At 65.3% G+C, this 20,193-nt stretch carries 19 protein-coding genes and 1 tRNA gene; 9 read left to right on the forward strand and 11 right to left on the reverse strand.

All coding sequences use genetic code 11. The features are described from left to right. Positions 1-43 precede the first annotated feature (43 nt). Both ACZYZ7_RS06980 and ACZYZ7_RS06985 read left to right on the forward strand, forming a co-directional pair. Positions 44-490, forward strand: a complete 447-nt coding sequence (locus ACZYZ7_RS06980; RefSeq protein ID WP_450071726.1) for an MmpS family transport accessory protein — start codon at positions 44-46, stop codon at positions 488-490. Continuing rightward, positions 487-3,378 carry an MMPL/RND family transporter gene (locus tag ACZYZ7_RS06985; protein ID WP_463740520.1) on the forward strand — a complete coding sequence of 964 codons (2,892 nt, stop codon included), beginning with the start codon at positions 487-489 and terminating at the stop codon, positions 3,376-3,378. Before ACZYZ7_RS06980 ends, ACZYZ7_RS06985 begins: the two co-directional genes overlap by 4 nt. 117 nt (positions 3,379-3,495) lie before the next feature. On the opposite strand, the gene ACZYZ7_RS06990 is transcribed toward ACZYZ7_RS06985, so the two are convergent. Together ACZYZ7_RS06990 and ACZYZ7_RS06995 are read right to left on the reverse strand one after the other, a co-directional pair. Further along, complete coding sequence (locus tag ACZYZ7_RS06990; RefSeq protein WP_450071728.1) at positions 3,496-3,963, reverse strand: hypothetical protein; 468 nt, start codon at positions 3,961-3,963, stop codon at positions 3,496-3,498. A gap of 148 nt (positions 3,964-4,111) precedes the next feature. Further along, positions 4,112-4,408 carry a hypothetical protein gene (locus ACZYZ7_RS06995; protein WP_286175046.1) on the reverse strand — a complete coding sequence of 99 codons (297 nt, stop codon included), beginning with the start codon at positions 4,406-4,408 and terminating at the stop codon, positions 4,112-4,114. Positions 4,409-4,556: 148 nt separating this feature from the next. Between ACZYZ7_RS06995 and ACZYZ7_RS07000 the strand changes: the two genes are divergently transcribed. From ACZYZ7_RS07000 to ACZYZ7_RS07025, 6 genes are all read left to right on the forward strand, one after another. Then, complete coding sequence (locus ACZYZ7_RS07000; protein ID WP_463740521.1) at positions 4,557-5,297, forward strand: hypothetical protein; 741 nt, start codon at positions 4,557-4,559, stop codon at positions 5,295-5,297. Further along, positions 5,294-5,656 (forward strand): hypothetical protein, encoded by a 363-nt coding sequence (locus tag ACZYZ7_RS07005; RefSeq protein WP_463740522.1) that lies wholly within the window; start codon positions 5,294-5,296, stop codon positions 5,654-5,656. Before ACZYZ7_RS07000 ends, ACZYZ7_RS07005 begins: the two co-directional genes overlap by 4 nt. Positions 5,657-5,726: 70 nt before the next feature. After that, positions 5,727-6,128: an ester cyclase gene (locus tag ACZYZ7_RS07010; RefSeq protein ID WP_463740523.1), complete on the forward strand. Its 402-nt coding sequence runs from the start codon at positions 5,727-5,729 to the stop codon at positions 6,126-6,128. A gap of 6 nt (positions 6,129-6,134) precedes the next feature. Then, a complete protein-coding gene (locus ACZYZ7_RS07015; protein WP_463740524.1) occupies positions 6,135-6,371 on the forward strand; it encodes a hypothetical protein in 237 nt (78 codons plus the stop codon). A gap of 327 nt (positions 6,372-6,698) precedes the next feature. Further along, a complete protein-coding gene (locus ACZYZ7_RS07020) occupies positions 6,699-7,397 on the forward strand; it encodes an MspA family porin (RefSeq protein WP_463740525.1) in 699 nt (232 codons plus the stop codon). Positions 7,398-7,471: 74 nt separating this feature from the next. Next, positions 7,472-8,164, forward strand: a complete 693-nt coding sequence (locus ACZYZ7_RS07025) for an MspA family porin (protein WP_463740526.1) — start codon at positions 7,472-7,474, stop codon at positions 8,162-8,164. Positions 8,165-8,486: 322 nt separating this feature from the next. Here the strand turns inward: ACZYZ7_RS07025 and ACZYZ7_RS07030 are convergent, their stop codons facing one another. The 4 genes from ACZYZ7_RS07030 to ACZYZ7_RS07045 all read right to left on the reverse strand — a co-directional run bounded on the left by ACZYZ7_RS07030 (position 8,487) and on the right by ACZYZ7_RS07045 (position 14,482). Next, positions 8,487-11,660 carry an adenylate/guanylate cyclase domain-containing protein gene (locus tag ACZYZ7_RS07030; RefSeq protein ID WP_463740527.1) on the reverse strand — a complete coding sequence of 1,058 codons (3,174 nt, stop codon included), beginning with the start codon at positions 11,658-11,660 and terminating at the stop codon, positions 8,487-8,489. 375 nt (positions 11,661-12,035) lie between these two features. Next, a tRNA-Pro gene (locus tag ACZYZ7_RS07035) sits at positions 12,036-12,112 on the reverse strand. Positions 12,113-12,203: 91 nt separating this feature from the next. After that, positions 12,204-13,580, reverse strand: coding sequence for an APC family permease (locus ACZYZ7_RS07040; protein WP_450071735.1), 1,377 nt, complete (start codon positions 13,578-13,580; stop codon positions 12,204-12,206). Positions 13,581-13,591: 11 nt separating this feature from the next. Then, entirely contained in the window at positions 13,592-14,482 is an 891-nt protein-coding gene (locus ACZYZ7_RS07045; RefSeq protein WP_450071736.1) for a carbon-nitrogen hydrolase family protein, read from the reverse strand. Between the two features lie 100 nt (positions 14,483-14,582). Between ACZYZ7_RS07045 and ACZYZ7_RS07050 the strand changes: the two genes are divergently transcribed. Continuing rightward, positions 14,583-15,344: a FadR/GntR family transcriptional regulator gene (locus ACZYZ7_RS07050; protein WP_450071737.1), complete on the forward strand. Its 762-nt coding sequence runs from the start codon at positions 14,583-14,585 to the stop codon at positions 15,342-15,344. On the opposite strand, the gene ACZYZ7_RS07055 is transcribed toward ACZYZ7_RS07050, so the two are convergent. The 5 genes from ACZYZ7_RS07055 to ACZYZ7_RS07075 form a co-directional block, all read right to left on the reverse strand. Next, positions 15,341-16,258, reverse strand: coding sequence for a sulfite exporter TauE/SafE family protein (locus ACZYZ7_RS07055; RefSeq protein WP_450071738.1), 918 nt, complete (start codon positions 16,256-16,258; stop codon positions 15,341-15,343). The genes ACZYZ7_RS07050 and ACZYZ7_RS07055 overlap by 4 nt on opposite strands. A gap of 243 nt (positions 16,259-16,501) precedes the next feature. Beyond that, positions 16,502-17,269, reverse strand: a complete 768-nt coding sequence (locus ACZYZ7_RS07060) for a sulfite exporter TauE/SafE family protein (RefSeq protein WP_450071759.1) — start codon at positions 17,267-17,269, stop codon at positions 16,502-16,504. 85 nt (positions 17,270-17,354) lie between these two features. After that, positions 17,355-18,773, reverse strand: a complete 1,419-nt coding sequence (gene der / locus ACZYZ7_RS07065; RefSeq protein ID WP_135455288.1) for a ribosome biogenesis GTPase Der — start codon at positions 18,771-18,773, stop codon at positions 17,355-17,357. Continuing rightward, the gene (cmk, locus tag ACZYZ7_RS07070) at positions 18,770-19,456 is read right to left on the reverse strand and encodes a (d)CMP kinase (RefSeq protein ID WP_450071739.1); all 687 of its coding nucleotides are present in this window, start codon (positions 19,454-19,456) and stop codon (positions 18,770-18,772) included. Before cmk ends, der begins: the two co-directional genes overlap by 4 nt. Beyond that, a complete protein-coding gene (locus ACZYZ7_RS07075; RefSeq protein WP_135455292.1) occupies positions 19,453-20,193 on the reverse strand; it encodes a pseudouridine synthase in 741 nt (246 codons plus the stop codon). Before ACZYZ7_RS07075 ends, cmk begins: the two co-directional genes overlap by 4 nt.

The raw sequence follows: 20,193 nt of genomic DNA on the forward strand, positions 1-20,193 counted from the left end.
TCCCACGGTCCGCGCCTGCCACCGCGCATTGAAAGGGTCACGGATGCAGCGGTTTTCGATCGGACGCCGGCTGATCCGACGCTGGATGTATCTGGTGGCGGTGGTGGTGATCGCGCTGGCCGGTTTCCTGGTGTTCCGCCTGCATGGCATCTTCGCATCCGAGGACGTCACGTCGACCCCCAGCGGCTCCGGCAACGACATCGTTCCGTTCAACCCCAAGCACGTGGTCCTGGAGGTTTTCGGGCCTCCCGGCACGGTGGCAACCATCACCTACCTGGACGTCAACGCCCAACCCCAGCGCGCCGACGCCGTCACGCTGCCCTGGACCTACGACACGACCACCACCCAGCCCGCCGTCGCGGTAAACGTTTCCGCGCAGGGCGACAGTGACTCGATCGGCTGCCGGATCAAGATCGACGACGTGATCAAGGACGAGAGAACAGTGAACACCGTGAACGCCTTCACCTACTGTCTGGACAAATCCGGATGAGCAGCCAGCGGGTTCCGGATCTGATCCGGCGGTTCTCGGTGCTCATCGCACTGTTCTGGCTGGGCCTGGCGGTGGTGACGAATGTTTTTGTGCCGCAGCTGGAGACCGTCGCCGAGTCGCACAACGTGTCGCTGAGCCCGCAGGATGCGCCGTCGCTGCAGGCCGCAAAGCGGATCGGCAAGGTGTTCGACGAGTTCGATTCCGACAGTTCGGCAATGATCGTCCTGGAGGGCGATCAGCCGCTCGGCGCCGACGCGCACCATTACTACGACGGCTTGGTTCAAAAGCTCCGGCAGGACACCAAGCACGTCCAGCACATCCAAGATTTCTGGGGCGATCCGCTCACGGCGGCCGGCTCGCAGAGCGCCGACGGCAAGGCAGCGCTGGTGCAGGTGTACCTCGCCGGCAACCAGGGCGAGTCGTTGGCGAATGAGTCCGTCGATTCGGTGCGTCGCATCGTCGATGAGACGCCGTCGCCGCCCGGCGTCCGGGCCTACGTCACCGGCGCCGCTCCCCTGGTCACCGATCAGTTCGAGGTGGGCCGCCACGGCACCCTGAAAACCACGCTGATCACCCTCAGCGTGATCGCCGTGATGCTGTTCTCGCTGTATCGCCGTCTCACCACAGTGTTTCTCGTCCTCTTCACCGTGATGATCGAGCTGACAGCATCCCGCGGCGTCGTCGCCGTGCTCGCGAACGCGGGCATCATCGAGCTGTCGACATACTCGACCAATCTGCTGACGCTCTTGGTCATCGCGGCCGGAACCGACTATGCCATCTTCATTCTCGGCCGTTTTCACGAAGCGCGTCACGCCGGTCAGGACCGCGTCTCGGCGTTCAACACGATGTATCACGGAACCGCGCACATCATCCTGGGTTCGGGCCTGACGATCGCCGGTGCGGTGTTGTGCCTGACGTTCACCCGGCTCCCCTACTTCAACAGTCTTGGCGTGCCTGCCGGAATCGGTGTCCTCGTCGCCGTGGTCGCGGCACTGACCCTGGCCCCGGCGCTGCTGGTGATCGGCCGGCACTTCGGCCTGTTCGAGCCGTCCCGTCCGATGCGCACCCGCGGGTGGCGACACATCGGTACCGCCGTGGTCCGCTGGCCCGGGCCCATCCTGGTGGTGACGATCGCCATCGCGCTGATCGGTCTGCTCGCCCTGCCGAGATACTCCACGAGCTACGACGCCCGGCCCTACATGCCGGCCGGCGCCCCGGCCAATATCGGTTATGCGGCAGCGGAACGTCATTTCTCGCAGGCCCGGCTGAATCCCGAACTGCTGATGGTCGAAACCGACCATGACCTACGCAATCCCACCGACATGATCCTGCTGGAGCGCGTCGCCAAGGCGGTCTTTCACACCGACGGCATCGCTCAGGTGCAGTCGATCACCCGCCCGCTCGGCACGCCGCTGGACCACACGTCGATTCCGTTTCAGATAAGCGCGAGCAGTGCGGCCCAGATCAACAATCTGCCTTTCCAGCAGGCCCGCACCAACGATCTGCTCAAACAGGTGGGCGTGATCAACAACTCGATCGAAATTCTGCGGCAGCAGTATGCGCTTCAACAGCAGTCCAGCGCCATCACCGACGAGCAGAGCAAGGCGTTCCAACAGACGGTCGCCACGACCAAGAACCTGCGCGACAAGATCGCCGACTTCGATGACCAGTTCCGCCCGCTGCGCAATTACTTCTATTGGGAGCCACACTGTTTCGACATCCCGATGTGCGCGGCACTGCGGTCGGTATTCGACGCCCTCGACGGCATCGACGCGCTGACCGAACAGCTGGGCAACGTCTCGGGCAGTATCGCCAAGCTGGATGCGCTGCAGCCGAAGTTGCTGGCGCTGATTCCGCCTCAGATCGCCAGCCAACAAACCAACCGTGACCTGACGATGACGAACTACGCCACCAATTCGGGACTCAACGACCAGAGTGCGGCGGCATTGCAGAACGCCACCGCCTTGGGCCAGGCATACGACGCATCGAAGACCGACGACTCGTTCTACCTGCCGCCGGAGGCGTTCACCAACCCTGAATTCCAGCGTGGACTCAAGCTTTTCCTGTCACCGGACGGCAAAGCCGCCCGCATGATCATCACCCACGAGGGCGATCCCGCTACGCCCGAAGGCATTTCGCACATCGACGCCATCAGGCATGCCGCGCAGGATGCCGTCAAGGGCACTCCCCTGGCCGGGTCCAGGATCTACCTGGCCGGTACTGCCGCCACCTACAAGGACATCCAGGACGGCGCCAGGTACGACCTGATGATCGCGGCAATCGCGGCACTCAGCCTGATCCTTCTGGTGATGATGTTCATCACCCGCAGCATCGTCGCCGCGATCGTCATCGTGGGCACTGTGGCACTGTCCTTGGGCGCGTCATTCGGGCTGTCCGTGCTGATCTGGCAGGACATTCTCGGGATCGACTTGTACTGGATCGTTCTCGCGCTGGCCGTCATCCTGCTGCTGGCCGTGGGGTCGGACTACAACCTGCTGCTGGTGTCCCGGTTCAAGGAAGAGATCGGCGCCGGCCTGAACACCGGCATCATCCGGGCGATGGCCGGCTCCGGTGCCGTGGTGACTTCCGCCGGTCTGGTGTTCGCGGCCACCATGGCCTCGTTCGTGTTCGCCGACTTGCGGATCCTCGGTCAGATCGGCACCACGATCGCCCTCGGTCTGTTGTTCGACACGCTGATCGTGCGCTCGTTCATGACGCCGGCGATCGCCACCCTGCTCGGGCGCTGGTTCTGGTGGCCGCTGCGGGTGCGTCCCCGCCCCGCGAGCCAGATGCTTCAGCCCTACGGATCGCGTTCGGCGGTACGTCAGCTCCTGCTGTGGGAGGACGGAGACCCGATCGCTGGGTCGTCACGCCCCAACAAGGCCTAAGCCGAAACTGTCCGAGAGACTGAAATAGCTTGTCCTTCACCGAAACTGCACTCAGGGACAGAAATTGTGCCGATTCTGACCCTGAGTACAGTCTCGGCGACGATCCGGACGTCCGGTTCAGGTGCCTACCTGCGCCACCGGTTCAGAGACCAGCGTCGGCGCTGACGGCAGCTTTCCCTTCAACGCCGCGACCCGGCGCAGCTGCGCGGCGATGTTCATCGACGTCAGCATCGGGATCCCCCCGATGAACGTCCGGAACGAGGGGTTGCCGCCGTGGACGTGGAGTTCGTACAGACAGCCGACCACGTAGAAGAATCCCATGCTGAACAGGACGGCGGGCATCGCGTACGCCAGCGGGGATCTCGCGTCATTCACCAGTTCGGTCGCGTAGTCGAACTCGTCCTGGGACATCGGCTCGCGCTTGCGCAGTTTGGCCAGCACCGCCTTGTGCGCGCCCACCTTTTCGCCGAGCGATGCGGGGGTGCGGCGCTCCAACCGGCCGATGTACACGAAGACGCACGCGGCGAACGTCGCTGCCATCACGCCGGCAAGAATCGTGAGATCACCCCAGACGCCGAGATCCACGTGGCCGCTCCTCTGCTTGCTGCCCGGACGTCGCCATCGGCCCGAAATGCGACAGCGCCGGATTACCTAGAGCCGCTAACAACGCTACCGCAGGTTCGACTCGCGCAGACAGCGGAAACAGGCCTTTCGCAGGAAAGCCGGCCGGGTGCTACTCGGTGTCGTCGAAGGCTTCGAGGCGCTGGCCCACCCGAGCCAGCGCCTCGTCGAAGATCTCGACCTTGTCGCCGCGCTTCTCGTTGGCCGGTTGGGCGGCGCCACGGGCGCCCTCGGCCTCAACTCGGGCCGCACCCTGGCGCCGCAACAGGCTGAAGTTCTTCTCACGTACTTGTCTGAGCCGGCTCTGCAGGTCCTTCAGCGACTTCTCGTCCATGCGTGCCAGAGCCTCGGGATGACTCTCGGCGATCAACGAGCTTTCCTGCTGGGTCAGGTTCACGTGGTTGCTCACCAATGATTCATAGCGCGCCCCGGCTACGCGGGGAAGGGATTAGCCATGTGAGGCAACACCAGGCCGTGGAATTGCAGATCTTCGGCGCGCCGGAACCGGCATCGGACGCAACCGGCGCGATGATGCAGATGTGGTTGATGATGCGAATGTGACAAACGTCGTGCCGGCGCCCCAGACATCCGGGCCGGAGCCTGACGAGGGGCGGGGTGAACCACAGACGGTTGCCGGCTCGCAGTCGCAGCAGCAGCGCGTGTGGTCAATGCCCAAGCCCGCGGTGACGCGCAAGCAGGCCGACGAGGTGGGACGAATCGCGCGCAATGCCGCCACGGCGGTGATCCGGTTCGTCGCCGACATTGCTCGTTATGGCGCCCACGCCGTGAGGCAGCTGTCCCGCGCGATCGAGGCGGTGCCGCCGACCGTCCGCCTGCTGACCCTGGTGGGTGTGACGATGCTGCTGGGCATCGTCGGCGCAATCGCACTGCAGAACTCACTCGGCCTGGCCTGCATCGTCGTGGTGGTCCCGGTGTGCTCGATCACCCTCGGCGCGCTCGGACACCGTTGGTACAACGGACTCGGCATCCAGCCCGTGGCGCGCGAGGAAAACCCGGCCGCCGCAACCTCGGCGCCGGAGCTGCAGCGTTCGGTCGAATATGTCGACAAGAAGCTCACCGTCGCCCTCAACGCATTCAGCGCTGACCGTCAGCAACACGCGATGATCGCGCTGTTCCAGGCCAAGACGGCCATCGAACTCACCCTCGGGACGGAACCGGACGCGGCGAGCGACATCGACGCGCTGCTGCCTGCGGAAGACCACGATCCACGGCCGCGCATCAGGGCAGGCTCCGCGCCCAAATCCTTGCGAGAAAGCAATTCCCTGGCGGCGTCATGACCGACGGGCACACCCTCTCCGGCCAGGTCGCGCTCATCGAGGACGACTACACATTGGTCATCAATCGCGGTGCCCAGGCAGGTGTCGTGCCCGGCATGATCTTTGCCGTGCAGTCCGAGTCGGGTCAGGTGATCACCGATCCCGAATCCGGCCGGGAATTAGGCAGACTCACACGGGAGAAGCTGCGGGTGCGGGTGTTCGATGTACAGCCGCTGTTCTCCCGCGCGCACACATTCGCCAGGACCGATGACTTCTACGGTCTGTTTCAGGCGACGGCCGTGGTCACGGTAGACGTCGGCGACAGCCTTGAACTGGTGGTAGACGAAACCGGGTCTCGTCGGGCTGCTGCGTCCGGGTAGCGCGAGCGCTGCCTCCTGCGGGCATCCCGAAACCCCTACGGCCACGGCAGAAGAGTGGGATCGTGCAGACATGCGATCAACAGAGATCGTCACCGCATTCTGGAACGACGTCTGGAACGCCCACGATGCCGATGCCGTCGGCCGCTTCGCCGCCGCCGACGTCGTCATCGAAGCAGGCGGTCAGAAAATCTCGGGGCTGGACAACGTCAAACACTGGGTGCAGCAGTTCCTCGACCACGTCAACGACTTGCACGTCAACGCACTCGAAACCTTTCAAAACGAGGATGGCACCCGCGTGACCTCCCGGTGGGTACTGACGGGGACCAATAACGGCATCCTTGGCACCGAACCCGACGGTAAACCGATCGCCTTGACCGGCACAGCCGTCTGGTCCGTGGCCGACGGCAAGCTACAGCACGGTTGGGTCGAACAGGCCTCATTCGAGCTGTACCACCTGTTGCTCTCGAAGTAGCGCGCTGTGCGGGCACGACTCGGGCGGCGTGCGATGGCAGCGAGCGCGCTCGCGCTGTCCGCCATCATCGGCGCGCCGAGCGCCTCGGCCGAACCGATCGCGACCTGCACCAGCGACGTTGTCGATGGCGTCGAGGTCGATTACTGCATCGGCAACCCGAACGCGAACACGGACACCGTCACCGGTGTGCCGGGCGTCAACGTGGACTTCGAATTCGGTTTGGGAATCGGTCTGGGCTTCTGAGCCCCGCGTCCGCGGATCGGAGTGTTTCGAATCATCCCGATTTTTGCCCGTATCAACGACGTTGGTTTTCGCTAGCGTCTAGCGATCGTCGCAATGCGGGAGGAACACGGTTGAGATCAAGACACACGGGCAGGTGCCTTTGATGTGTTGCATGGCTGGCGCAGAGGTCCTGCCGGACCCCCACTAGATGGAACGCCGCCTCAATTCCTCGCCTTTGTTCACCGTTTGAAACTCGACCCATCGATGCGGCAGTTCCCCCTCACCACAGGGATCCCAAAGCTCTATGTCACTCCCCAAATCTCAACCACGAGAGGCGTATTAACACGCATGTTGAATCGTTTCGCCACCCTGGCTGCCGTCTGCATGTTGGCACCCGTAGCGTTGGCGCCCCTCGCGTCGGCCGACCCGCCCCCGCCGGACCCCGCAGCGCCCGTCGCGGCCGCCGCGCCGGCCGGTCCGTCGCCGGACACCGGCGCCGTGCCGTCCTCACCCCCAGGAGTCCTGGACACCCCCGACGGCTGGCACGTGAGCGTGGCCGGCTCCAACGAGACCCTGCTGCCGGTCGCACCACTGACCACCGCGGTGTCCTCACGCGAATACCTCGTCGGCGGCACCTTCACCGGCAAGGTCTCCGGCGGCGGCAAGACCAAGCTCACCGGCGGCACGCTGGAGGCCGGCGCCCAGATCGGTTGCGGCATCATCACCGACGAAACCGAAATCAACCCCGGCGCCAGCTTCACCCCGGGTCTCAGGATTCCGTTCACCGGCTCGGCCAGCGACGGCAGCCTGGGTACCGGTATCAGCTTGCAGGGCAAGGTCTATCTCAAGCCGGGCACCGTCACCATCGTCCCGATCGACAAGAAGTCGTTCAAGGGCACCGGAACCCGCGTGACCATCACCGGTGTGCGGATCAAGTTCGATCAGTGCGCGGGCCAGTCGTTCATTCGCACCTACGCGACCCTGACCAGCTCCACCGACAACACCGACGACGTCATCACCTACCTCGGCGTCACCAAAGCCGTCTGACCGTGACGATGATTCGCCCCGCTGACCACGCTGATCCCTCGGATTCGAAACCCATGAGAGGCACAAGTTCCCGCATGATGAATCGCTTCGCCACCTTGGCCGCCGTTTGCCTCTTGGCCCCGGTTGCGTTGGCGCCCCTGGCGTCGGCCGACCCGCCACCGCCGCCGCCGGCAGACCCCGCCGCACAACCTGTTGACGCCGGGCCGCCGCCCGACAACGGACTGGTCGCCTCCGCCGAACCAGGTGTCGTCACCACCCCCGACGGCTGGAAGCTCACCGTTTCCGCCAAAGACGAGAGCCAGCTGCCGGTCGCACCACTGACCACCGCCGCCTCCTCCCGCGAATACCTCGTCGCCGGCACCTTCACCGGCACCGTCACCGGCGGCGGGTCCACCTCGCTGACCGGCGGCACACTCGACACCGGCTACCAGATCGGCTGCGGTATCGAACTCGGCCAGGTCCGCCTCGTCGGGTCGATCGGTCTGAGCACCTCGGGCTCCACCCTGGCCGGCATCATCCCGACCGGCGTGAGCATGCCGATGTCGGGCACCGTGGAGATCCACCCCAAGCCCGGCACCGTCACCAACGTCTCGGTGAACAAGAAGTCGTTCAAGGCCGCCCCGGTGCGCGTCACCCTCAAAGACGTTCACATCAAGGTCGACGGCTGCGTCGGTCAGTCCTTCCTGCGCTCCTACGCCACCCTGACCAGCTCCACCACCGACACCGATGATGTGGTGGCTTACTACGGCGTCACCAAGTCGGTCTGACGGGCTGATGTGAAAGCGAAACACGAAGGCATGAGCGAGAACCCGTCCGGCGCGTCGACCGTCAAGAACGCGATGGCCAACCTCGCCACAGCTGGTGATCAGCTCCGCAGGCGTCGCGAAGTACCCGACCCCGATGGGTCTCCGTAGACATACCAAAGCTCGCGCCGGCCGCGGCATCGTCACGGCGTTCTGGGACGACGTCTGGAACGCCCATGAAGCCGATGCCATCGGCCGGTTCGCCGCGGACGACTTCGTCATCGAACAGTGCCGACGGTCTAGACGTGTTGTCAGCTGGCGAGAACCAGAACAGCTCCGCGTGTCATTACATTGCTTCGGCCCACGCGATATGGCCGTCGAGGCCAAGCTTTTTCGCCATGGCGAGGTGGCGGGCCCGCAGGTCCGCGTAAGCCGTGGCATCCCCGCGAGCCCGCGCGAGGCGAGCACGGAGCCTCAAAAGCCAGATGTCGCGCATCACAAAATGCTGTTCAGCTGGTGCGGCCGCTACCCGGTCGATTGCTGCCTCGGCCTCAGCTACATCACCATCGCGTCCGCGATCAAGCAGTGTCTCGACCAGTACATCGGTTGCAACAATGCCCCACCCCTGCAGCCATCCGTCCGGGAACAAGTGATCGACGGCGGTACGCATGAGCGACATCCCCTCATCACACTGTCCATGCCGCGCCATCTCACGGGCGGCGTAGACGTTGACGATCGGTAGATCACCCAGGTTGTGGCTCCCGCTTACGAACATTTCGCGGACTTCCGTCAGTAGCTGCCGTCCGCGGTCGCGCTCCGCAGCCGTGGGGCGATGCATCAACGCAAGGCCCAACGTCCACCGGGCGAAGGCCAACGCTAGGTCATCACTGGATCGTTCGGCAATCCGCAATGCATCTTCGATCTCGCACATCGTGCGATCGTCGGGCCTCAACGCGCCGAAGGGAATGCCCGGGAGGTAGATGTAGGTGATCACCGTGGTGTAGGACATGGGGTCGGCGTTGCGGGCGATGTCCAGACTGTGTTGCAGGACGTCGCGCCAACCCGTAAGGCCCAGGCAATACCGGGCAAAAGCCAGCGACGTGTACGCAAGGGCTAGCGGTGATCCGAAGATGAAGTTGCCTTTCGACGGATCACCGTCGGCCAGGTCGATAACCTGCTGTGACCAGCGCAGTACGTCGCTGACCTCGGCGCACTCCATCTTGACGTAGATCGCGGGCCAAGATAGCCCCACTGTCAACGTCGCGTCGCCGATTGACTCGATAAGGGTCATGGCTTCGGATGCCAGCTGCGACGCGTCACGTATCCGGTCCTGAAACGCCAGATCGATCACCAGTCCTGCCATGGCGATGGCCAGCGACGCTTTGTCTCCGGCGGCACTGCACAGCTTGTGTAATTCATCAAAGCGGTCGCCTGCCACGTTGGCATGGACGCGATACGCGGTTCCGCACAACATGGTGCGAGGAGCGATACGCATCGCCGCTCGGTACGGATCGTCGACCGGTAGCGCGTCGGCGATCTCTACGGCTCGCTCCCAGCTTTGCCGCGCCGCGCCGATGTCACGGTTGGTCGCCCAGGTTGCTGCCCGCATGTGCCAGCCGTAGGCGGTCTGCAGATCACCGCTGGCCTGTAGGTGTTCGGCGATCAGCGCTGCATTCTCATCGGCCGCTGCCGGGTCCCGGGATTCGATCGCGGCCGCGACTCGCCGATGCAGCTCTGCTCGATCGGATTTCAGCTGAGCCTCGTAGGCCACCATACGAATCAGCGGATGGTGGAACACATACTTGGGTTTCCGGGTGAAGCTGACCTGATCGATGAGCTGAGCGGCCAGCAGATCGTCGACGACAGCTTCGACGCCCAGCGCAGTGAGCAGGTCCGGGCCAAACCGCGAGCCAATGACCGCTGCCGCGCTGAGCGTGCGCTTGGCTTTTGAATTCAACCGGTCCACGCGAGCGGCGATGGCGGCCTGCAACGTGGCAGGCACACTGATCTCTCCACCCGCTGCGGTCGATACGTATACGCCGGTCTGTCCCAGCAACACGCCCCGCTCGGCCAGTTCGCGCACGATTTCCCCGGCGAAAAATGGGTTGCCGGCCGCCCGCTCGCCGATCTTTTGGCCGATCTCGCCTACGGAAGGGTCCTGGCCGATCAACTCGAAGACCAGCTCCATGGTTTCTGAATCACTCAGCGGTGCAAGGGCGACGGTCTGGGCCCCGGCCACGCGGCTCAAGACGCCGTGGTATTCGGGTCGGTAGGTAACCAGCACCAGCGAGGGGGTCTGCGGGATCACAGTGAGGAACTCGGCCAGCATCGATTCGCTGACCTCATCGATCCAGTGGGCGTCTTCGATGACGTAGACCGTTGCGGCCTGGCGGGCCAGGGAAGCGCCATTGACCAACGCAGTCAACCGCCTGCGCCGCGCGTCCGGGTCGATGTTCGGTAGCTCGATGTCGGGATCAGCGATACCTAGCAGGTCCTCGAAGAGCGTCAGGTCCTCGGGGTCGGCGTCGCGAACTCGCGTACGAATATGGGCGCGGGCCACGTGTGCGGCAAGACCCTCAACCCCGGTGGCGGCGCGCAATAGTCGGGCCACCACACGAAACGGAACGTCAGTGGCGTGCGATTCGCAGAATGTGGTGAACACCTCCACGTTGCGGCTTCGGGCTATCGCGGCAACGTCGCGTACTAAACGGCTCTTACCGATGCCAGGTGAGCCCACCACGCCGACCACACAGCCATGGCCTTCGATGGCGCGGTCCAACAGACCTTCGACGGTGGACATCTCCCATTGCCGTCCAACGAGATTCGACTCAGTCCGCCGGACAATGTGACGGCCCTCCGGCACGCCCAGGAGACGTTGGGCACGCGCTGGTCGATCGGTGCCTTTGATGTCGACACGCTCAACTTCACTGACGGTCGCCGCGCCGTCGACCAACCGCGCGGTGGACGCGCTGAGCATCACTCCGCCGGGCGGGGCCACCGATTCCATTCGTTGCGCCATTCCGACTTGCTCACCGATCGTGGTGTAACCGAATGGTCCTCGACCAAGTTCACCGGCGATCACCTCGCCAGAGTTCAGGCCCACTCGCAGAGCCAGTTCCACGCCGTCGCGGACGTCAATGTCGACGGCGAGCCGCTTCGCCTCCTCCTGGATGCCCAGCGCCGCGAGACAGGCACGAAGAGCGTGATCCTCCAGTGCGACCGGCGCACCGAACACGGCCATGAGGCCATCGCCGGTGAACTTGTCCACCGTGCCGCCGTAACGCTGCACGACAGCTGTCGCGCTGTTGACCAAGTTGGTCATGATCTCGCGCAATCGCTCCGCCCCGACTGCTGCCGCGATGTCCATCGAGTGCACCACGTCGGCGAACAGCACGGTGACCTGCTTGTACTCGGCCGGTGGCGAATCGGCCGAGACGGCTGCACCGCACTCGCTGCAGAACTTGGCCTTCTCGTTCAGCGCAGTGCCGCACGATCCGCAGGACCGCTCTGCGGTGGTCACCTCACGGACCTGACTCCGTTTCGATCACCTCAGTATCGTGTCACCACCGGTCAGACTTGTCTTCCGTGATTCCGATACGGACGTGCACTTTGTTCGCAATCACCCAACGCGTGTGGTTCCGGCTGGCTTCGCATGTTCGGGTTGAAGAGCCCTTGCCGTAGTCGACAGCGCAGGGTCAATGACGTTTGCGCCAAGCCGCCGAAAAACTGCCGAAAGGGAACCCTCCGCATGCGCGAAAGTGCCTTTGATCTGTGTCGGGCTGACAGGAGCCGCCGGCGCGACCGCCTCGTACCTCCGCGGGCGCTTCGGCTCCCGGCATCACGTCCCCCGAACATGAAAAAACTCGCTCGGCTTCCGCCGGCGAGTTTATTTTCATGGTCGGGCTGACAGGATTTGAACCTGCGACCACTTGACCCCCAGTCAAGTGCGCTACCAAGCTGCGCCACAGCCCGCTTGCTTCCGGCTTGCACCGGCAGCGAGTCGAAAGCTTACCGTAGCCGTCCACCCTTCTTCTAATCCGCCCCACCGGTCACACGGTGAGGCTCACTGCGCCGCGGGTTCGGCGATCGCCGTCTCGGCCTCGTCGACGGCGATCTCCGGTGGCAGCCCCTTGAAACCGTGACTCGTCACGGCCAGCACGACGATGCCGACACCCAGCCAGCACAACCCGAGGATGATCGCCCGGTGGTCGAGCTGCAGCAGCAGGTACGACGTGATGACCGCACCGATCGCCGGCGCGACGACGTACAGCAGCGGGTTGTGTACCTCGCCTGCGGCGCGGCGACGGAAGTAGTAGACGACCACCGACACGTTCACAAGGGTGAACGCCACGAATGCCCCGAAGTTGATGAATGACGTCGAGGTCGCCACATCGAGGAACATCGCCAGTAGGCCCACCGTGCCGACCATGACGAGGTTCGCCGCCGGGGTACGGAACTTGGCGCTGAGGGTGCCGAAAACCGACCGTGGCAGGGTGCCGTCGCGGCCCATCGCGAACAGCAGACGCGAGGCCGAGGCCTGCGCGGCGATGCCGGACGCGAACTGAGCGAGGATCAGGCCCGCCAGGAACACCGCTCCGAACAGGTTGCCGCCGATCTGCTTGGCGATCTCCAGTGCCGCCGACGACGAATCGCTGAACTCCCCACCGGGATGCACCAATTGGGTGGTGTAGGCGACGATCAGGAATATCGAACCGCCGATCAACGCGATGAGCATGATGGCGCGCGGCATGTTCTTGCGCGGGTCGATGGCTTCTTCGGTGAACGTGGTGACCGCGTCGAAACCCAGGAAGCAGTAGGCGGCGATCGCGGCACCGGCCGTCACTCCCCCGATGCCGGCGCCGACTCCGGTGAACGGGCTGGCACTGACCAGCCCACCGGCACCACCGCTGCGGAACACCGAGGCGACCGACAGCGCCACGAACAACACGATGACGAGCAACTGGAACGCCATCAGCACGTAGTTGGCCTTGTCGGCGACCTTGATGCCGACGACGTTGAGCACGGTGGTGATCGCGATGAACCCGAGCACCCACACCCAGCCGGGCACCCCGGGGAACTGAGCCTCCAGGTAGGCCGCCCCGATCAGCCAGATCACCATGGGCAGGAACAGATAGTCGAGCAGCACCGCCCAGCCGGTGAGGAATCCGATGCGCGGATCGATCGTGCGACGCACGTAGGTGTAGGCCGATCCGGACACCGGGTAGGCCGCCGCCATCCGGCCATAGCTGGACGCCGTGAACAGCATGGCCACCAACGCGATCAGGTACGCCGACGCCGACGCCCCGGCTGTCGCGGCCGCGACCACGCCGAAGATGCCGAGCACGATCAGCGGCGTCATGTACGCCAGACCGAACAGCACCAGTGAGCGCAGCCCTAGGGCACGCACCAAAGTCGTTTGCCCGCTTGATGTGCCTGTCATTGCGGTGCCTTTCAGTCGGCGTTGACGGTCGAGGCTGACCAGCGCTGCGGATCGATCCGCCCGTCGTACAGCGGCAGTGCTATCGGGCGGTCGGACGGCCCGAACTGATCCCACATCCGGTTGGTCCCGGCGGTGCCGCGCTCGCGTACCGCGGCGACGACCCCGAAGTCGATGTGCTGGTAGAGCACCCCGGGCGTCTCGTCTGAACTCTCCTGCAGTACAGCACCTTCCGGGTCGACGATGATGCTGCGCCCCATCCCGACCGGGCCCGCACAGTTGACGCTCACCGTGAATACCTGGTTCACAATCGAATTGGCGCGTGCGAGCACCAGCTCCTGATGCCGGTCGGCGGTGGTGGTCTTGACGACGTTGACGATCACGTCGGCACCCATCCAGGCGAGATGGCGACTCACCTCGGGGAACCAGGCGTCGTAGCAGATCGACAAGCCGAGCCGGCCCACGTCGGGGATATCGGCGGTGACGAAATGTACACCCGGCGTGTACTTCTCGAACGGCCGCCACGGGAAGATCTTGCGGTAGAACGCCGCCAGGTGTCCGTCGGGCGCGAAAACCGGTGCGGTGTTGAAGAATTCACCGTTTTCTCCCAGCTCACAGACGGAACCGGGTACGAGCCAGGCGTCAGCGGCGCGGGCAACCTCGCCGAGCGCCGCGATCAGCGGACCGTCCAGCGGCTCGGCTGCCGCGGCCAGTAATCCGGTGTCGTCGGTGCCGAAGAGGTGGATCTCCGGATACACGATCAGCGCGGGGCCTGCCACGTCCGACCGAACCCGCAGCACGTCGGCCGCGAACTGCGCGACGGTGTCGTCCCGGCCGAATATCGGCAGACCCGCCAAGTCCAGAGGCGCCGCCTGAACGGCAGCGACCGTGATGGATCCGGACACCCGGGACCTCCGAAAAGTTAATAGCCCAAATTGAGCGAATTTAGCGAGATATTAGTTCAGCATGAACGAATAGCGCAATAGCTCCCGTACCCTGAGTGCCATGACGTTGCAGGTCGGTGACGCGCACCCGGCGTTGAGCGCCCCAGCGGTCGCGGGCATCACCCGACTCAGTGCGGCCGATACGGTTCGGGCGCGCCTTGAACTGGCCATGGAGTTGGACCTGATGGCCACCGGGGAACGGCTGCCCGCCGAACCCGACATCGCCGAAGCCCTCGACGTCAGCGTCGCCACCGTCCGCCGGGCCCTGCAGTCAATGGCCGACGAGGGTTTGGTGATCCGTCGGCGCGGCCGGGCCGGCGGGACATTCGTCGCCCACAGCGGTGCCCGCGTCACGCCCGACGCCGATCGTCCGTCAGCCGCGTTCCGCGCCGACGCCGCCGAGGTGCGCCGCCTGATCGACCTGCGCGCACTGGCTGAGGACGCGCTCAGCGCCGCCGCGGCGCACACCGCAACCGACGAGGAACTCGATGCACTCGCGGCCATCGTCGCAGAGGCGGCCGCGACCACCGACTGGACCGGCTTCCACAGCGCCGATCAGCGCTTCCACGAATCAGTCGCCGCGGCAAGCGGTCTCGACTGGGCAATGAACACGTACTGCGACGTGCTGCACGGGCTGTACCGCTACTTCATCCCGTACCCGATCGGTTACCTACACCAGTCCAATCGCGAACACGCGCAACTGGTGGAGGCGCTACGCCGACGCGACAGCCGAGCGGCATCCGAGATCGCCCGCAATCACGTACTGTCGCTCCACAAGACGATGTACGTCGGTTTACCGCAGCGTGCAAACGGGTCCGGCTAGCCCCGTCCCACCGGCTCTCCGACAGTGGCGACCACCGAATCGGCGACATCCCGCGGCGACCTCGAGGTCTGCCAAGCCCGGACCAACAGCGCCGCCCACGCCACCACGATCGCCGCGTAGATCCCTGTCGACCACGGCCAGTGCACGCCGAAGTAGTGCACCAGCTTCTGACTGTTGGTCAGCAGGATGACGCCACCGACGGCCGCACCGAGCAGCGCCGGGTTGACCCGGCTCACCAACCAGGCGGCGAATGGTGCGGCAATCACTCCGCCGACCATGAGCCCGAGCACCACGGGCCAGTTCTCCAGGAATTCCTGGCGGAGCCCGACCAGGAAGCCGATCGACGCCGACACCGATACCAGAAATTCCGAGGCACTCACCGAACCGATCACGGTCCGCGGGGCCGTCTTACCCTGCGACAGCAGGGTGCTGGTGGTCACCGGACCCCAGCCGCCCCCACCCGATGCGTCGATGAAGCCGCCGAACAGGCCCAGTGGGGCGAGAAACTTCGCGCTGTGACTGGTGCCGTGCTCCCCCAGGTTCAGCGGAGCGCCCAACGAGAAACGCAACAGCACGTAGATACCGATACCCAACAAGATTGCCGCCATGAGCGGTGCCGCGGATTCCGTCGACAACGATGACAGCACCGTGGCACCTGCGAACGCACCTACCGCGCCCGGAATCCCGAGCTTGGCCACCAGCGGCCAATCGATGTTCTTGAAACGCCAGTGCGACACCGCTGACGCCAGCGTCGTCCCCACCTCGGCCAGGTGCACCGCGGCACTGGCCTGCGCCGAAGCCACCCCGCTGAGCACCAGCATGGTCGTGGCCGTGACACCGAACGCCATGCCGAGAGCACCATCGACCAACTGGGCTCCGAGGCCGACGAGCGTGAAGATCAGAAGCGAACGCATGGGTTCGGCTGCTTTCGATTGTGGTCGCCGGGCGACCTGATGACTAACGGGCGCGGATCAGATGCGCGCGCGACACCATTCGTCGAAAGCCATCAACCGGCGCGACGGCCAGAACGGCTCGAGAGCAGCAAGGGCAGAAGGTGCAGTGCGGTATGCACGTTCAGCCACCGGTCGCCCCTCTCCCTCGTCGTCAGACAGACTGGGCAAGCCTACAAGAGTCCAGGGGGAAACCCGCCGACGGGCTCACACCGTCAACAGTCGGTACAGCCCGATCAGGCCCACCACCACGATGACCGCGCGCAATGCGTTCGGCGACAGCCGGCGGCCGTAGTGGGCCCCGAGGAAGCCACCGATCAGCGAACCGACTGCGATCAGACCCGCCGCTTCCCAGCTGATCCGGTCGAATGCGACGAGCGTGTAAGCGAGCGCGGCCACGATATTGACCAGCAACGACAACAGGTTCTTGGCGGCGTTCATGCGCTGCATGGACTCCGGCAGCAGCGCACCCATCACCGCGATCAGCAGGATCCCCTGGGCTGCGGTGAAGTATCCGCCGTAGACACCAACGGCGAACGTGCCGATCACCAGCACAACCATGCGCTGCGGGCTGACATGGTCTGCCGACTGACCCGAGGCCTCGGCGCGCTGCCGCACCCAGGCTTGGATCCGCGGGCCGACCACCACCAGCACCAGCGCCAGGATGAGCAGGATCGGCACCACCGTGACGAACACTTTTTCCGGCAGGTGCAGCAGCAGCCAGGAGCCCAGCCCGGCACCGATCAGCGATCCGGGAATCTGCCAGCGCAGCCGCTTCCACTGCCCGCGCAGTTCTCGCCGGTAACCCCAGGTGCCCGACACCCCGCCGGCGACCAGACCGACGGCATTCGACATCGTCGACGTGACCGGCGGAATCCCCAGCGCCACCAGCGTGGGGAAAGTGATCAGCGTGCCGGACCCGACGATGGCGTTGATCGCTCCCGCGCCGACGCCGGCCAGTGCGATCAGGATCATGTGGGTGACAGACACTCGGGCCACCCTATCGGCCCGACTCGTGTACGGCGCGTCACGCTGGGCGTAACCCAGCGTGCACAGATCGCTAGCGCTTCTTCGGTGCTCCGCGCTTCTCGCGGACCCGGACATTGATCCGCACCGGGCTGCCCTCGAAACCGAACTGCTCACGCAGGCGTCGCTCCAGGAACCGGCGGTAACCGGCCTCCAGGAACCCGGAGGTGAACAGCACGAAGGTCGGGGGCCGGGTGGCCGCCTGGGTGGCGAACAGGATCTTGGGCTGCTTGCCACCGCGCACCGGCGGCGGCGTCGCGGAGACGATCTCTTTCAGGAAGTTGTTGAGCTGTCCCGTCGAGATCCGCTTGTCCCAGGACGCCAGTGAGGTCTCCAGCGCCGGCACCAGCTTCTGCACCGCCCGGCCGGTCATGGCCGAGATGTTGACCCGCGGCGCCCACTGCACCTGCACCAGTTCGCGGTCGATCTCTTTGTCCAGCAGGTACCGCCGGTCCTCGTCGACCAGGTCCCATTTGTTGAACGCGATGACCAGTGCACGCCCGGCCTCGATCACCATCGACAGCACCCGCAGGTCCTGCTCGGTCAGCGGCTGGGAGGCATCGATCAGCATGATCGCCACTTCGGCCGCATCGATCGCGCCGTGGGTGCGTACCGAGGCGTAGAACTCGTGGCCGCTGGCCTGGCCGACCTTGCGACGCAGACCGGCGGTGTCGACGAAACGCCAAGTCTTGCCGCCCAATTCGATCAGCGAGTCGACGGGATCGACCGTGGTGCCCGCGACGTCGTGCACCACCGAGCGCTCGTCGCCGGCCAGCCGGTTCAGCAGCGAGCTCTTGCCGACATTCGGCTTGCCCACCAGCGCCACGCGGCGGGGGCCGCCGGCACCGCTGCCACCGACCTCCGAAACCTCGGGCAGCTTCTCCATCACCGTGTCGAGGAGATCGGCCACGCCCCGGCCGTGCATGGCACTGATCGCGTGCGGTTCGCCGATGCCCAGCGACCACAGTGCCGCGGCATCGGACTCGCCCCGCTGCGTGTCAACCTTGTTGGCGGCCAGGAAGACCGGCTTGCCCGACTTGCGCAGCATCCGGGCCGCCGCCTCGTCGGCCGAGGTGGCACCGACGACCGCGTCGACCACGAGGATGATCGCGTCGGCGGTGCGCATCGCCACCAGAGCCTGATCGGCCACCAGCTGCTGCAGCCCCTTGGCGTCGGGTTCCCATCCTCCGGTGTCCTGCACCATGAACCGGCGGTTCAGCCAGTTCGCGTCGTAGGACACCCGGTCGCGGGTCACCCCGGGGATGTCCTGCACGACGGCTTCACGACGCCCCAGGATCCGGTTCACCAGAGTCGATTTCCCGACGTTGGGCCGGCCGACGACGGCGACGACGGGAGGTGGCGCGGCGGCCTCCTCCAGAACCTCGGCGACCTCGTCGCTGAGCTCCCAGTCGCTTTCGTCCGACCAGGTGCCGTCTCCGCCCGAGTCGCTCATCGTCGCACCCCCGCATGCTGGGTCACCAGGTCGAGAAGGTGTGCCACGACCTGTGTTTGGTCCATCTCGCTGGTGTCTACCACCAGCGCGTCCTCGGCCGCCCGCAACGGCGATACGGCCCGCGTGGAATCCAGGTGGTCGCGCCGCTGCACGTCGGCGAGCACCGTCTCGTAGTCATCGGGCAGTCCGCTCGCAACGTTCTGGGCGTTGCGGCGCCGTGCGCGCTCCTCGGCCGACGCGGTGAGGAAGATCTTGACGTCGGCCTTGGGCAGCACCACGGTCCCGATGTCGCGGCCCTCGACCACCACACGCCCACCCGCTGATGCCAACTCACGCTGCAGATCGACCAGCCGGGCACGCACCCCGGGCACCGCCGACACCGCCGACACCGCTCGGGTCACCTCGTCGCCACGGATTTCGTCCGAGACGTCCTCGCCGGCGAGGTACGCGCGGTCCTCTCCGGGATCCGAACCCACGCCGATCACCGCGCCGGACGCCACCGCGTCGATCGCCTCGGCATCGTCCAGGTCGGCCCCGGCGCGCAGCACCGCCAAGGTGACGATGCGGTACATCGCGCCGGTATCCAGGTAGCTGGCCCCCAGGGCCTGCGCCAAACCTCTTGAAACCGAAGACTTTCCGGTCCCTGCCGGCCCGTCGACCGCCACCACCAGAGATCCGCTCACATTCCCACCGCCTGATAAAGCTCGCCGATTTCCTTGCGGCTGAGCGCTCTGATACTGCCCGGTCGCTGCTCGCCGAGCGCCACCGAAGCGATGTCGGTGCGGACCAGTTCCTGCACCGGGAAATCCACTGCGGCCAGCATCCGCCGCACGATGCGGTTCCGGCCCTCATGCAGGGTGACCTTCACCAGGGTCTTGCCCGGAACGGTGTCCACCACCGCGAAGTCATCGACATGCGCGGGGCCGTCGTCCAGTTCGACACCGGCACGCAGCTTTTTACCGAGTCCGCGCGGCACCGTGCCGATCACCGTCGCCACATAGGTTTTGGGGATCTCGTACGAGGGGTGCATCAACCGGTGGGCGAGCTCCCCGTCGTTGGTCAGCAGCAGCAGCCCCTCGGTGTCAGCATCGAGCCGACCCACGTGGAACAGCTTCTTGTTACCCCGAACCCGGTGCTCCACCAGGTCCCCCACGCACGGGCGGCCCTTCTCGTCGGACATCGTGGACATCATGCCGCGCGGCTTGTTGATCGCCAGATACACCAAGGTGTCGTCGAGAATGACGCGCGAACCGTCCACCCGGATGTCGGCGACCGCCGGGTCGACACGGGTGCCGAGCTCGGTCACCAGCCGGCCGTCCACCTCGACGCGACCGTCGGTGATCATCCGCTCGGCCACCCGACGGGACGCAATTCCCGCCTGGGACAACACTTTTTGCAGCCTTACGCCTTCTTCAGCCAT

The organism is Mycobacterium sp. IDUB_17 (assembly GCF_055419465.1).